This window comes from Sphingomonas sanxanigenens DSM 19645 = NX02 (assembly GCF_000512205.2).
Taxonomy (GTDB): domain Bacteria; phylum Pseudomonadota; class Alphaproteobacteria; order Sphingomonadales; family Sphingomonadaceae; genus Sphingomonas_D; species Sphingomonas_D sanxanigenens.
On the sequence record NZ_CP006644.1, the window covers coordinates 1,537,270 to 1,550,419 of the forward strand.

Genomic DNA, 13,150 nt, shown 5'->3' on the forward strand with positions numbered 1-13,150 from the left:
CATGACGACAGCGCTTGAGCAGCCCGATCCGGGCCGGCACGGATCTTTGCGTGTCGGAGATCCTCTCGCTGCGCCCGTTCCGGTTCTCGTCCAGATCATCGCTGACGAGTTTGCGGCGGCGTCGGCATTGTGCCCGGTCATGCTGACCAAGCACCCCGAAACGGGGGGCTTCTACGTCGCGGCATTGCTCGGTCTCAAGCCGGATGAGCCGGCGCTGATTACGCGCGACGAACTTGCAGGCACCTTTCGGCCGCTCGACGTCGAGCGGCGGGGCTTCTATCTGGCGGATGACGGCATTGCGATCGATCCGCGCGATCCGCGGTTCGGCGATCAGAGCGGCGAACCGCTGTTCGCCGCGGATGGACGGCCCGGGGTGGCGCTCCAGCGGATGACGGCCATCGTCCGGAAACTTCGCGATGGGTTGCAGCATACCGATGATTTCATCGCTGCGATGATGACGCTGAAACTGGTCGAGCCGATCGACATCGAACTCGGCTTCGACGATGGCGACAAACTCACGCTGGCCGGGCTCTATACCATCAGCCTCGATGCGCTTGCGGATTTGGCGGACGACCAGATCGTTGCGCTGTTTCGCGCCGGGCATCTCCAACTCGCTTACGCGATGACCGGATCGATCCGCCAGTTTTCGCGACTGGCGCAACGTCGCAACGCCGGTTTGTCCGCGCCGGTGCGATGATCGACATCGAGGAGATCGTGCCCGCGGCGATCGGCAACGCCGCGGCGTTTCGCGAGCGCGTGATCGAACCTTGCCAGCCGGTGGTGCTGCGAGGCGCATGCCGGCACTGGGACATTGTCGAACAATCCGGCGCCACAATGCTGGATCGTCTGCTGCGGTTCGATTCCGGAAGGCCCGCCGAAATCTTCGTCGGCCCATCGACCATCGCAGGCCGCTACCGCTATGGCGAGCATCTCGTGGGGTTCAACTTCGACCGCGAATTTTCGCCCTTGCCCGCAGCGTTCGAACGGATGCTGCACGCGGCCGCCGATCCTCAGGCGCCGACCATCTACGCGGGATCCTTGCCGGCCGACACCTATTTTCCGGGCTTTGCCGACAGCCATCCGATGCCCTTGATCGGGCAGGGGGTGACCCCGCGCATCTGGATCGGCAATGCCTCGAACATCGCCTGCCATTATGACGCGTTCGACAACCTCGCCTGCTGCGTGGTCGGCCATCGGCGCTTCACCCTCTATCCGCCGGTAGCGATCGCCGACCTCTATGTCGGGCCGATCGATCATACGATGGCGGGTCAACCGATCGCGCTGGCAGCGGATGCGGCGGCCGACGAAGCGCGCTATCCGCGGCTTGCGCGGGCGCGCGCGGCGTCCGTCGTCGTCACGCTTGCGCCGGGCGACGCCTTGTACCTGCCCAAACTCTGGTGGCACCAGGTCGAGGCGCAAGACAGCCTCAACTGCCTCGTCAACTATTGGTGGGATGCCTTCAGCGCCGGTCCGGATGCACCGATGACGGCTATGATGCTGGCCATGATCGCCATCGCCGAGCGCCCCGCCGCCGAACGCGCGGCATGGAGCGCCTGGTTCGAGCATTATGTGTTCCGCCCCAACGGGCATCCGCTCGCACATCTGCCGCCGGAGCAGCATGGCGTACTCGGCCCGCTCTCCCAGGGGAATTACGGTCGCCTGCGCGCCATGGTCATGCAGCTTTTGCGAGGCCGCTAGCCGCCCATGACTGCGCGCGCCTTATTGCAGCAGGCGCGCGTCCGCCCAGACCACGGGCAGCATCTCGTTCGATATCCCCCCCGTCCGGGCGACGAGTTCGATCAATTTGGCGCCGCCAAGGCTGGCCATGATCTCGACGGCGGCGTCACCGCGCCGCAAAGCGCGCGACTGCGCGAGCAGCCGCCCGTCACCATAGACGAAGAAGGTCACGGCGCTGTCGCCGCTGATCGCCGCATCATCGATCCCGACCGTTGCGGCGAACCGCGCGTGGCCGCGATTGCGCACCTCGAACCGCGAGTTCACCAATACGCCGAGCCCGGTGTCGAAGCGTTTGCCCGCAACGCGCAGCGGTTCGCCGAACGGCGAGCGGTCGGCCTGCGCGCCGCCCCAGCCGGCATATTGCGGCTGTTCGCCCGGCCCGCGCGTGCCGGACCAGGGGATGACGGACCGGTGGATGGTCGGATCGGCCTGTGGAACGGTCACGCCGTCTTCAGCGGGGTTCACGTCGCCAGGCATCTCCGAGAGATACAGGCCGTCGGCGAGCCGTCGCTCACCGCGGACCCTGAACATCAGCGTTTCGCGCGGCGCGACCGCGAGTTTGACCTCCTTGGTGAAGCGGCGCTGCGTGCCCGTCCACAGGTCGGTCATCGCAACGTCGCGGTCGTCGCGCAGCTTGAGATGGTCGGCGGTCAGCACGGCTTCGAGCGGCGCCAGCCCCCGGTTGAACACCGCCACCGCCTTGTCGCCATTGGCCAGCGTCTTCACCAGGATCTGGACGTCTTCAGACAGATAAGCCGGGACGGCCTGGTTGCCCGCCGGATCCTGATTGATCGCGACGATCGCCTGGTTGCCGAACAGTGCCATCTGGGCCGGCGTCGCCTTGCGCAGGTCGAAGCCGATCAACAGCGGCGCATTGGTGATCGCCCAAAGGCCGAAATGCGACCGCGCCTCGGTCATGTGGTCGGCGTCGAAATCGCCCGATCCCACGAACAGCATGTCCGGGTCGTTCCAGGAACCGGGATGTGCATAGAGCGCGCGGGATATGGTGCTGTCGAAGTTCGTCAGCATCCGCGTCCAACTCGCGGTGATGTCGTCGCTGGTGCGCGAGACATTGCCGATCTCCTTCGCCCAGGAGCGGACGTCCGCAGATCCCCACAAGCAGAGCGCGAATATATAGTCGCCATCGGGATTGTGGCGCTTCAAGGCCCGCGCCACCTCCTCATAGAGCGTCCGTACGGCGGGAATGTCGGTGCGACTCAAGGCCGCCATGTCGATGAGCGGCGGCAATTCGCGGTAGTCGCCGTTGCGGACATGGTCGGTGTCGCGGCCCAGACCGCGGATCCCGCAGCCATCGACCTTGATATAGTCGAAGCCCCATTCGGCGAAATACAGGCCGATATCCTGATCGACATGGCCGTAGAGCCCGACCTCGCGCTCCGCGAGCGTCCCTTCGGGCTGGTTGGCGAACGTCGGCGTATAGATCTGCCCGCAGCTGTTGCGCCCGATATCCGAATAGATGCCGGCCTTCAGCCCCATCTTATGCAGGCGGTCGGTCAGCGGACGGAAACTGGTGCGCTGGTTCCTGCCCGCCGCGGCCGAGGGAAAGCGATCGGTGCGGATGACCATCCGGCCGTCCGGCTGACGGCGGCGCAGCCACCAGCCATCGTCGATGTTCACATAACGGTAGCCAAGTCGTGCCAGGGCGCTGTCGATGAGAAGCTGCGCGGAGGCCATGATCTTTTCTTCGTCGATGTCGCTATAGAACGCGTTCCAGCTGTTCCAACCCATAGGGGGCACCGGCGCGCGGCCATCCGCGTTCGCGCTCCAGCGGCCGGTGGGGGCCAACGCATCGCCGGCCGTCTGCGGAGGGTCGCTCGCGGCGGTCAGCAGAAACGCGGATGCGGCAATCAGCCACTTTTTATCGATGCGGGCATTCATCGCTTTTCGCTCCCTGTTGACGTTAACATTTGTCGGAGTAGAAAGCCATTGTCCAGCGCCGATCGGGCTCGGATGACCCGTGACCGCTTGCGCCGGCTTCGGGAACCATGAACGATCGAAGGCGCACCGATAAGCCGGCGGACGAAACGAGGGGATCGACATGAAATATTGCGTGCTGGCCATGGTCCTTGCTGGCTTCGCCGGCAGTTCGGCGGCGGTTGCCGCAGACCCGCCGCGGTTCAGCCGCTTCGCCTATGAAGGACAGGCGATCGAACGGGTGGAGGTCGGACCCGACTCTTATCGCAATCCGATCCTGTCAGGCTATTATCCCGATCCCTCGGTGACGCGTGTCGGCGACGATTATTATCTCGTTCTGTCCTCCTTCGCCCATTTCCCCGGCCTGCCGATCTTCACGTCCAAGGATCTCGTGAACTGGACGCAGATCGGCAACGCCATCGATCGGACCGAACAACTCGATTTCACCGGCATGCGGACCTCGCAGGCCGTGTTCGCGCCGGACATCTCCTACCATGACGGCACGTTCTACATCGTCAACACCTGCGTGGAGTGCAAAGGCAATTTCGTCATAACCGCGAAGGACCCTGCCGGGCCGTGGTCGAACCCGATCTGGCTGCCGTTCGAAGGCATCGATCCCTCGATCTACTGGGAGGGCGATCGCGCCTATATCGTCAACAATCGCGCACCTGCGGAACCGCCGCGCTACAGTGGCCATCGCGCGATCTGGATCCAGGAGTATGACTGGCGATCGGGCAAGATGATCGGCGAAAGCACGCAACTCGTGAATGGCGGGGTCGACATCAGCAAGAAGCCGGTGTGGATCGAAGGCCCGCACATCTTCCTGAAGGATGGCTGGTACTATCTGACCGCCGCCGAAGGCGGGACCAGCGTCAACCATTCGCAGGTGGTCCTTCGATCGCGCAAGCTGCGGGGGCCGTTCGTGCCATATGCCGGAAACCCGATCCTCACGCAGCGGGATCTGGATCCGGCACGGACCAATCCGATCACGTCGGCGGGGCATGCCAAGCTGGTTCAAACCCAGAAGGGGGACTGGTGGGCGACCTTCCTGGCGGTGCGACCCTACGAGGGCGACTATTACAACATCGGGCGGGAGACATTCCTGTTGCCTGTGACCTGGAAAGACGGTTGGCCGGTCATCCTGCCCAAGGGGCAGCCGATCCCTTTCACTGCGCCGGCGCCGAAGCTTCCCCGTCAGCAGCCCCCCAAGCTGCCGACCAGCGGGGATTTCGCCTATGTCGATGAATTCGATGGCCAGACGTTGGCGATGCAGTGGGTGGGGGTGCGCACGCCGAAGTCGCCCGTCTACCGGCTCGACGGCGGCGATCTCCTGCTCGAACGCGGTGCGCCCATGGGCGACCTGCAAAGGACGCCGGCCTTCGTGGGCCGCCGGCAGCAGCATCATCGCGCGACGATGAGCACGACGGTTCGGTTCGCCCCCGGGCAGGACGGGGAGCGTGCCGGATTGGCGGCGATGCAGAGCGACCTCAGCTATCTCTTCTTCGGGATAACGCGCATCGATGGTCGCCGCGTCGTCGCGCTCTACAGCAGGGAGGGCGGGCAGGAGCGTCTCGTCGCCTCCGCCCCGCTCGAGAGTGACGCGCCACTGACGCTGACGATCCGCGCGGATCGCGGCAAGATGGCATTCGACTATAGCGGGGCGGGGGGCAAGCAGACCCTGATACAGGATTTCGACGTCAAGTTCCTCAGCACGAAGGTCGCGACCGGGTTCGTGGGGACCATCGTCGGCCCCTATGCGTGGTTTCGGTGATGCGCGCCGCGCTGTCGATAGCCACGGTTGCCGCCCTGCTCGGCGGACCGGCTGCACCGGCACAGGTCTGGCGATCGGACCAGGGCGACGGCACCTACGTCAACCCGCCGCTGAATGCGGATTATCCCGACCCCGACATCATCCGCGTGGATGCCGACTTCTACTTTGTCAGCACCACCTTCGCGAATGTTCCCGGACTGACGATGCTTCATTCGCGCGATCTCGTGAACTGGGACATCGTGTCGCACCTCGTTTCACGGCTGGAAGGCCGGCCACATTATGATCTCGAAGCCGGCGGCGCCTATCGCCGCGGCATCTACGCCCCCAGCCTGCGGTATCGCGATGGCACATTCTATGTGGCCTTCACCCCGGTCGGACAACATACGCGCATCTACAGTGCCCGCGATCCCAAGGGGCCATGGTCCCATATCGAACTCGACCGGGAGGCCTTCGATCCGGCGCTGTTCTTCGACGATGATGGGCAGGCGTATCTCGCGTCGTCGATCGGCACCGATGGCACGGTCACGCTTCACACACTCGACAAAGGCCTGACCCGGATCGAGCGCTCCGCCGTGATCCATTACAACAAGGGTGCCGAAGGCACGAAGATCGTCAAGCGCCAAGGCTGGTACTATCTCTTCAACTCCATTCCCGGAAAGCTGGCGCTGACCGTGTCGCGCGCCCGATCGCTGCGCGGCCCGTGGGAGGTGCGCCCGCAGATCGACGACACCACCGGCGGCCATCAGGGGGCGATCGTCGATCTGCCAAACGGCGATTTTTACGGCTTCGTCATGCTCGATGCGGGCCCGATCGGCCGCGTGACGAATATCAGCCCGGTGTTCTGGCGCGATGACTGGCCGGTTTGGGGAACGCCCGAAGCCCCTGGGCGCGTGCCCCGGCGGGCGCCGAAGCCGATCCCCGGCGAGGCGTTCGTCGAGCCTCCGGCGTCGGATGCATTCGACGCGCAAGACCTGGGGCGTCAATGGCAGTGGAACCATAACCCCGTCCCGGCGCTCTGGTCGCTCAGCGAACGACCGGGTTGGTTGCGGCTGAAGGCCGCACCCGGTGATCAGCTCTGGTGGGCGCGCAACACATTGCTCCAAAAAGGGCAGGCCCCCCGCGGGCGCGGGGAGATCGAGGTCGATCCGCGCGGCATCCGGCCCGGCGACGTGTGCGGCTTCGGGACGTTCGGAAAATTTAGCGGGCAGATCGCGATCGTCGGTCTGCCCGATGGGACACGCGCGCTGACGATGCGGGTGACGGAGTCCACCGTCGATGGGCCGAGGGTGGATGTTCGGGTCGCCAGCCAGCCGGTTCGCGCTGATCGGCTCTGGCTTCGGGCGGACATGGATTTCCCCGCCGGACGGGCTATCCTCTCCTACAGCGAGGACGGCCGCCGCTTCACGACGCTGGGCGATGAGGTGCCGCTCGTCTATGATTGGAAAACCGGGACCTTCCAGGGCGTTCAGTTCGCCCTGTCCTGTTACAATCCGAACGGCGCCGGCGGACACCTCGACGTCGATCGCTTCACCCTGTCTCGCCCCTGAGAACGGGGGCACCCGTGCGGACGGTGTCCAACGCGGACACCGTCAACCGGATCGAAACGTTCAGGGGCGTGCCGGCGCGCTCACGCCGGCGTCGGTTTGAACGACCGGCTTCATCGTGCCGTCCGCATTATAGTGGAGATACTCCACGGTGACGGCGCGGCGGCCGATCGCGCCATTCTGGTCACCGATCGCCAGCGTGGCATTGTGGAGAAAGAGGTATGATTTGCCGTTGAACTCGGCGATGCCCGGATGGATGGTGAAGCTGTACTTTCCCGACCCGGTCAGCGTCCCGCGATAGGTCCACGGGCCCTGGATCGATGGTGCCGTCGAATAGGAAACGCGTTCGTCACGGTGCGTGGTTCGATCCAGCGACGCATATGTCAGATAATAGAGCGAGCCGCGCTTATGGAGCCATGGCCCTTCTTCGAAATGGGGCGGCGTGATTTCCCGGATCGGGCCATCGATATCGATCATGTTTGCACTGAGCTTGGCGATGTAGCAATTGCGATTGCCCCACGCGATCCACGTCGTCCCGTCATCGTCGGTAAAGACGGTGGGATCGATATCCTCCCAGCTGTGCGGCCCCTTCGGCGTCATCTCGTTGGTAATGAGCGCAGAGCCCTTGGCATCGACGAACGGACCCGTGGGCGTGTCGGATACGGCGACCGCGATCGCCTTGCCCGGGTGTGACGCGTCATGTTCGACCGCGGCGTAGAACCAGAACTTGCCGTTCCGCTCGATCACCTGCGAGGCCCACGCATCCTTCTTCGCCCACTTGAAGTCGGTGACGTTCATGATCGGCCCATGATCGGTCCAGGTCTTCATGTCCTTGGTGGAATAGACGAGCCACTCGCGCATGTTGAACATCTCATCGCGCTGCGCTTCGTCATGGCCGACATAAAGATAGAGCGTATCGCCCACGACGAGGGGGGCCGGATCGGCGGTGAATTTATCGCGGATCAATGGGTTCGAACCCGGGGCGGCTTGCTTCGCCTGAGCCTGTGCGGCTGTGGCGATGGTAAAGAAAAGCGCGACCGCGACGACGCCCGTTTTTTTCACGACCTGATCTCCCGTTCAAAGCTGCGAGCGTTATCATTCGCTTCATGTTGGCGATGTCTACTCCGACAAAAGGCGCGTCGTCGAGCTTTGAATGAACGGTCGTTGGATTGCCCGCCTTTTCGGTTGGGAAGCGAAGTGGCTGGTGTATTGCCAAGGGTGCTTTGCGCAGCGGGCGCAATGACGTAGGTCGGTCGATCGAAGGCTGCAACGGCAAGGAAGCAGAGTGACCAAGCCAGTTCGACCTGTCCGCGGGGCGACGATCATCGACGTCGCAATGCGCGCGGGGGTGTCGCCGATGACTGTTTCGCGCGTCATCAACGGACGCGATGGCGTGCGTCCACAGACACGCGAGGCTGTTCAAAAAGCAATCGATGCGCTCGCCTATACGCCGAATTTCGCGGCCCGAAGTCTCGTCAAGTCTTCCGAACTGCGCATCGGTGTCATCTATTCCAACCCCAGCGCGGCCTTCATGAGCGACTTCCTGACCGGCGTATTCGAGGAAGGTTCGACCCACGGTGCGCGATTCATTCTGCTGAAAGGCGATGGTGGCCGCCCGCCTTCGCCGGAAGCGTTGCACGAACTGGTGGCGTCGGGGATCTCAGGGGCGATTCTCACGCCGCCGCTGTGCGAGGCACAGGGCGTCCTGGACGTGCTGCAGGCCGCCGGTTTGCCGATCGCGGCGGTCGGCGCGCACAGGTGCAAAGATGCGGTTTGCGTTCGCGTCGATGACCGCCGCGCGGCTTACGAGATGTCCCGCCTGTTGCTCGATCTGGGCCACCGTCGCATCGGTTTCATCCTCGGCAATCCCGATCAGGCGGCGAGTGCCGAACGGATGGCAGGCTTTTTCGACGCGGTGCGCGAGGTCGGTGATGCCGATGTCAGGGTCGTGCAGGGGGATTTCAGCTACGCGTCGGGTTTGATCGCCGGTGAGCAACTGCTCAACGACCCCAGGCCGCCAACCGCCATCTTTGCCAGCAACGACGACATGGCGGCCGCGACGGTATCGGTTGCCCATCGCCGGCAGCTTGATGTTCCGAAGGAACTCACCGTTGTCGGCTTCGACGACACCCCTGCGGCGGTAATGCTGTGGCCGCCGCTGACGACGGTGCGCCAGCCTGTGCACAAGCTTGCCGCCGAAGCATTGGCCCTGCTGGTTTCCAACATCATGGCGGGTGGCCCACCGCAGCGCCGCGAGATCATCCTGGAACATGACATCGTCATGCGCCAATCGACGGCGCCGCCCCCGGCGGCCGAGGACGCCTGACGGCCCGGTTCTTTTCAGCCGCTCGCCGAGCTGCCGCCGCCGACCCCGCATCGATTGCATCATTGCGCTGCTCGATCGCCCGCTGTGCGCGCTCCCGTCATCACGGCGTCATCGCAAGTTGCTTGAGGCTTTCGTCTCTCGACTCACGCGATTCTGGAAAGCCAATTGATGATCGCTCGTTCGCTGCTTCCGTTCACGCTCCTCGCCGCCACGGGCGCGGCGGCGCAGACGCCCGCGCCCGCCGGTCAGCCGCTGGGTGGGCCGGTGATCCCGGGCGTCTGCCTGCTGTCCCGCGAGGCGATCTTCGCCAATGCCGCGGTCGGCAAGGCGGCGAGCACGCGGCTGCAGGAGCTGACCCGCGCGGCGCAGGCCGAGATCGACGCCGAACGCAAGCCTCTGGAAACCGAGGCGAAGGCGCTGGAGCCGCTGCCCGACAACGCCCAGAACAAGCCGAAGCGCGAGGCGCTGGCGACCCGCTGGCAGGCGCTGCAGGCGAAGGCCGCGCACAACAGCCGCGAGATCGAGGCGACGCGCGCCAAGGTGCTGGAGCGGATCGCCAATGACGCGCAGCCGGTGATCGCGCAGGTCTATGGCCAGAAGAAGTGCGGGTTGCTGTTCGATCGCAACACCGCGCTGGGTGGCAATTTCACCAACGATCTGACCGCGGATGTGGTTCGCACGCTCGATGCCAAGGTCACCACGATCAGCTTCGAGCGCGAACGCCTGCCCATGCCGGCGCGGTCGGGCACGCCCGCGCCCGCGCCGGCCAAGCGCTGACGGGGGCGCAGGAGTTGAGACAATCGGCTTCGATGCTGCGCACGCTGGTCGCGCGGATGGCGGCTGTGTCGGCCGCGCTCGCCGCGCTGCTGGGGCCGGCTGCGCCCGCTTTCGCGCAGGGCGTGGCTCCTTCGGCCGCGCCGGCGGAATGGGTGCGCTATGCCGAGACCGTGACCGGCACCATTTCCGGCTGGCTGAGCCAGGAGGAGGAGGCCGCCACCCGCTTCCGCGCCTATCTTCGGGAAACCGCGGCCGCGGCAGACCAGCCGCCGGCCGCGCTCGAAATCAAGCTGTGGATCGCACCCGACGGGCGGGTGGAGAAGATTGGCTTCACGCCCTTCGTCGACGAACAGGCCAATGGCGATCTGCGGGCGGCGATCGTCGGCCGCATGCTCGCCGCGCCGCCCGTCGGCATGCTCCAGCCGCTGCGGTTGCAGGTAGATATGAAGAGCGAAGCCATCGGCGAAGGCGCACGAGCCGGCGGCGATTGAGCGCTGCGCAGATGTGGGCGTGACGGTTGTGCTCCCGGCGCGGACGACGATATGATCCGCGCGATGAGAGCGAAGCCATTGTCGGCCCCCGGGGCCCATGTCGCGGCAGCCGGCACGATGCCGGACTTCGTCGTCGTCGATGTCGAAACCGCCTGCCAGCGCGTCAGCAGCATCTGCCAGATCGGCATCGTCGGCTTCAAGGATGGGGCGGAGATCTTCGAATATGAGACGTTCGTCGATCCGCTCGACGATTTCTCATCGTTCAACACGCGCATCCACGGCATCACCTGCGATCATGTCGCGGGCAAACCGAGCTTTGCCGTTCTTCATGCGACCATCGATGGTCATCTGTCGGGACGGGTCACCGTCGCGCATTCCTATTTCGACAAGGGCGCGCTGGGGGCGGCCTGCCACCTGCACGGGCGCGCGCCGATCGAGACGCGCTGGCTGGACAGTGTGCGGGTCGCGAAGCGCGCATGGCCGGAGCTTCAAAGCCATCGGCTGAACGTCCTGACCAAATTCCTGGGGATCCGGCATCGGCATCATGACGCGCTCAGCGACGCCCGCGCCGCCGGCATGGTGATCCTGCGCGCGATCGAACATACCGGGATCGACCTCGCCGGCTGGCTGGCGCCGGCGACGTCACGCGGCGCGGCGGTGCCGAAGCCCGCGTCGATCGGGCCGCTCAAGGGCGAACGGATCGCGCTGCTGGGCGCGCCGCGCGATGGCGCGCTGGCATGCAGCCTGGCGGCGGCAGGCGCCCGCATCATGGCCGCCGTGGGGACGACGACGACGATGCTCGTCATCGGCGACGACCAACCCTTCGGTCGCTATGTCACCGCCCATGAAGATCATCGCCGGGCCGAGGACATGCGGCGGCGCGGCGTCCCGATCGCGATTACGACCGAGGCGGACATCCGCGCGCGCATCGCGCTGCCGATCGCATCCTGATGCTTACAGCCGCTGCAGCTCCGGCCGGTCGGGCGTGACCTGATAGCCGACCAATGTGCGGATGGCCCCGCCCGGCTTTTCGACCTCGTCCATCACCTTCACTTGCGTCGTCCAGCGCCCGGGGGCGATGTCGAACAGCTGATAGCCCCGGCGATCCGTGTAGAGATCGAGGCTGGGGTTGTTCTCCAGCATATGCGCCAACCCCTCATCCCCGCGGCCGTTGCCGCCGGAGGAGATCGACGTCGCGAGGAACTCGACAGCGACCGGCTTGCCGTCCGGCACCGCGTCCGCCTCCGGCACGACGCCCGCGGCGTGCTTGTGATGGTCTCCGGTCGCGATGACCACGTTGGAGAGGCCGTTGCGGCGGATGCTCTCGACGAGCCGCGCCTTGGCGGGGCGATAGCCATCCCAAAGGTCGGTCTCGAACACCGGGCGATCCTGGCCCGGCGCGCGGACGTCGAGCGGCATCACGATGACCTGCTGGGCCAGCAGGTTCCATGTCCGCTGGTTGCCCAGCCCTTCGTCGAGCCATGCCTCCTGCACATGCCCCAGCATCTCGGGGCTGGCATGCGCCTCCGGCGTGCAGGTGTCGGCGCGGGCGATATCCTTGCAGGACTGGTCGGTGCGGTAGCTGCGGGTATCGAGCACATGCATGCGCAGCAGGCGGCCATAGTCCAGCCGGCGGAAGGCGCGGATGCCCTGCAGGCCGGGCATCTGCGCGCGCCGCACCGGCATATTTTCGTACCACGCCTGGTATCCCGCCAGTCGGCGCAGCAGGAAGGCTTCGGGCGGGGTGCCGTCCTGATCGAAATCGCCCGCCCAGTTGTTGTCGACCTCGTGATCGTCGAACGACGCCGCGAAGGCGCAGGACTGGTGCGCGGCCTGAAGCTGCGGGTCCGCCTTGTACTGGGCATAGCGGCGGCGATAATCGTCGAGGCTGTAGATTTCGTCGCCCGCATGGCTGCGCACGACATGCTCGCCCACCGGCCGCCCGGCACCCTCGTAGATATAATCGCCATAGTGGAAGACGAGATCGACGTCGGGCTCGCGCGCCAGCGCACCCCACGCGCCGTAAAGCCCGGCCTCCCAATTCTGGCACCCGGCGACGCCGATGCGCAACCGGTCAAGCACGGCGTCCGCAGCGGGCGCGGTGCGCGCGCGGCCGGCGGGGCTGATGTCGCTGCCGGTCACGGCGAAGCGATACCAGTAATGGCGGTGCGGGCTGAGGCCGCTCACCTCGACATGGACGGCATGGCCGAGTTCGGGCCGGGCCATCGCCTGGCCCTTGCGCACGACACGAGCGAAGCGCTCATCCTCGGCGACCTCCCAGCTGACGGGCACGGTCATTTGCGGCATGCCGCCATGGTCGTCGAGCGGGCGGGGAGCGAGGCGCGTCCAGATCACGAAGCCGTCGGGCCAGGGATCGCCCGACGCGACGCCGAGCGTGAACGGGTTCGCGCCGAGCGGACGGGTCAGCACCGCGGCGGCGGCGTGGGCGGGAAGGCCCGCGAACAGCAGCAACCCTGCTCCGGTCTTCATCAGCGTGCGGCGGTCGATGGTCATGGGGCTGGATATCCTGGGCAGCGGTGGGTGCTTCGGGGGCATGTCCACCCGAAAG

The 13,150-nt window shown here is 65.7% G+C and carries 11 protein-coding genes; 8 read left to right on the top strand and 3 right to left on the bottom strand.

From position 1 onward, the window contains the following. The first annotated feature begins 1 nt into the window (after position 1). Together NX02_RS07145 and NX02_RS07150 are read left to right on the top strand one after the other, a co-directional pair. Entirely contained in the window at positions 2 to 697 is a 696-nt protein-coding gene (locus NX02_RS07145; RefSeq protein ID WP_025291507.1) for a SapC family protein, read from the top strand. Beyond that, on the top strand, positions 694 to 1,698 hold the full coding sequence (locus NX02_RS07150) for a cupin-like domain-containing protein (RefSeq protein ID WP_025291508.1): 1,005 nt from the start codon (positions 694 to 696) through the stop codon (positions 1,696 to 1,698). Before NX02_RS07145 ends, NX02_RS07150 begins: the two co-directional genes overlap by 4 nt. 21 nt (positions 1,699 to 1,719) lie before the next feature. Here the strand turns inward: NX02_RS07150 and NX02_RS07155 are convergent, their stop codons facing one another. Then, positions 1,720 to 3,636 carry an NPCBM/NEW2 domain-containing protein gene (locus NX02_RS07155; RefSeq protein ID WP_039996465.1) on the bottom strand — a complete coding sequence of 639 codons (1,917 nt, stop codon included), beginning with the start codon at positions 3,634 to 3,636 and terminating at the stop codon, positions 1,720 to 1,722. 181 nt (positions 3,637 to 3,817) lie between these two features. Here NX02_RS07155 and NX02_RS07160 point away from each other — a divergent pair, with 181 nt between their 5' ends. Together NX02_RS07160 and NX02_RS07165 are read left to right on the top strand one after the other, a co-directional pair. Beyond that, complete coding sequence (locus tag NX02_RS07160; protein ID WP_245648863.1) at positions 3,818 to 5,443, top strand: glycoside hydrolase family 43 protein; 1,626 nt, start codon at positions 3,818 to 3,820, stop codon at positions 5,441 to 5,443. Continuing rightward, on the top strand, positions 5,443 to 6,990 hold the full coding sequence (locus NX02_RS07165) for a glycoside hydrolase family 43 protein (RefSeq protein WP_025291511.1): 1,548 nt from the start codon (positions 5,443 to 5,445) through the stop codon (positions 6,988 to 6,990). The genes NX02_RS07160 and NX02_RS07165 overlap by 1 nt, the downstream gene beginning before the upstream one ends. Positions 6,991 to 7,050: 60 nt before the next feature. On the opposite strand, the gene NX02_RS07170 is transcribed toward NX02_RS07165, so the two are convergent. Beyond that, positions 7,051 to 7,953, bottom strand: a complete 903-nt coding sequence (locus tag NX02_RS07170; protein ID WP_245648791.1) for a glycoside hydrolase family 43 protein — start codon at positions 7,951 to 7,953, stop codon at positions 7,051 to 7,053. A 319-nt stretch (positions 7,954 to 8,272) separates the two neighbouring features. Between NX02_RS07170 and NX02_RS07175 the strand changes: the two genes are divergently transcribed. From NX02_RS07175 to NX02_RS07190, 4 genes are all read left to right on the top strand, one after another. Next, the gene (locus NX02_RS07175) at positions 8,273 to 9,313 is read left to right on the top strand and encodes a LacI family DNA-binding transcriptional regulator (RefSeq protein ID WP_025291513.1); all 1,041 of its coding nucleotides are present in this window, start codon (positions 8,273 to 8,275) and stop codon (positions 9,311 to 9,313) included. Between the two features lie 168 nt (positions 9,314 to 9,481). Further along, positions 9,482 to 10,090, top strand: a complete 609-nt coding sequence (locus tag NX02_RS07180) for an OmpH family outer membrane protein (RefSeq protein WP_039996466.1) — start codon at positions 9,482 to 9,484, stop codon at positions 10,088 to 10,090. Positions 10,091 to 10,155: 65 nt separating this feature from the next. Then, positions 10,156 to 10,581, top strand: a complete 426-nt coding sequence (locus NX02_RS07185) for a hypothetical protein (protein WP_158013948.1) — start codon at positions 10,156 to 10,158, stop codon at positions 10,579 to 10,581. Positions 10,582 to 10,644: 63 nt separating this feature from the next. Beyond that, the gene (locus NX02_RS07190) at positions 10,645 to 11,532 is read left to right on the top strand and encodes an exonuclease domain-containing protein (protein ID WP_047099959.1); all 888 of its coding nucleotides are present in this window, start codon (positions 10,645 to 10,647) and stop codon (positions 11,530 to 11,532) included. 3 nt (positions 11,533 to 11,535) lie between these two features. Here the strand turns inward: NX02_RS07190 and NX02_RS07195 are convergent, their stop codons facing one another. Then, the gene (locus NX02_RS07195; protein ID WP_025291517.1) at positions 11,536 to 13,095 is read right to left on the bottom strand and encodes an alkaline phosphatase D family protein; all 1,560 of its coding nucleotides are present in this window, start codon (positions 13,093 to 13,095) and stop codon (positions 11,536 to 11,538) included. Positions 13,096 to 13,150 lie beyond the last annotated feature (55 nt).

Coding starts and splice junctions, on each gene's coding strand:
- NX02_RS07165 (WP_025291511.1), top strand. CDS start 5,443: ATGCGCGCCGCGCTGTCGATAGCCACGGTTGCCGCCCTGCTCGGCGGA.
- NX02_RS07160 (WP_245648863.1), top strand. CDS start 3,818: ATGGTCCTTGCTGGCTTCGCCGGCAGTTCGGCGGCGGTTGCCGCAGAC.
- NX02_RS07155 (WP_039996465.1), bottom strand. CDS start 3,636: ATGAATGCCCGCATCGATAAAAAGTGGCTGATTGCCGCATCCGCGTTT.
- NX02_RS07150 (WP_025291508.1), top strand. CDS start 694: ATGATCGACATCGAGGAGATCGTGCCCGCGGCGATCGGCAACGCCGCG.
- NX02_RS07190 (WP_047099959.1), top strand. CDS start 10,645: ATGAGAGCGAAGCCATTGTCGGCCCCCGGGGCCCATGTCGCGGCAGCC.
- NX02_RS07145 (WP_025291507.1), top strand. CDS start 2: ATGACGACAGCGCTTGAGCAGCCCGATCCGGGCCGGCACGGATCTTTG.
- NX02_RS07195 (WP_025291517.1), bottom strand. CDS start 13,095: ATGACCATCGACCGCCGCACGCTGATGAAGACCGGAGCAGGGTTGCTG.
- NX02_RS07180 (WP_039996466.1), top strand. CDS start 9,482: ATGATCGCTCGTTCGCTGCTTCCGTTCACGCTCCTCGCCGCCACGGGC.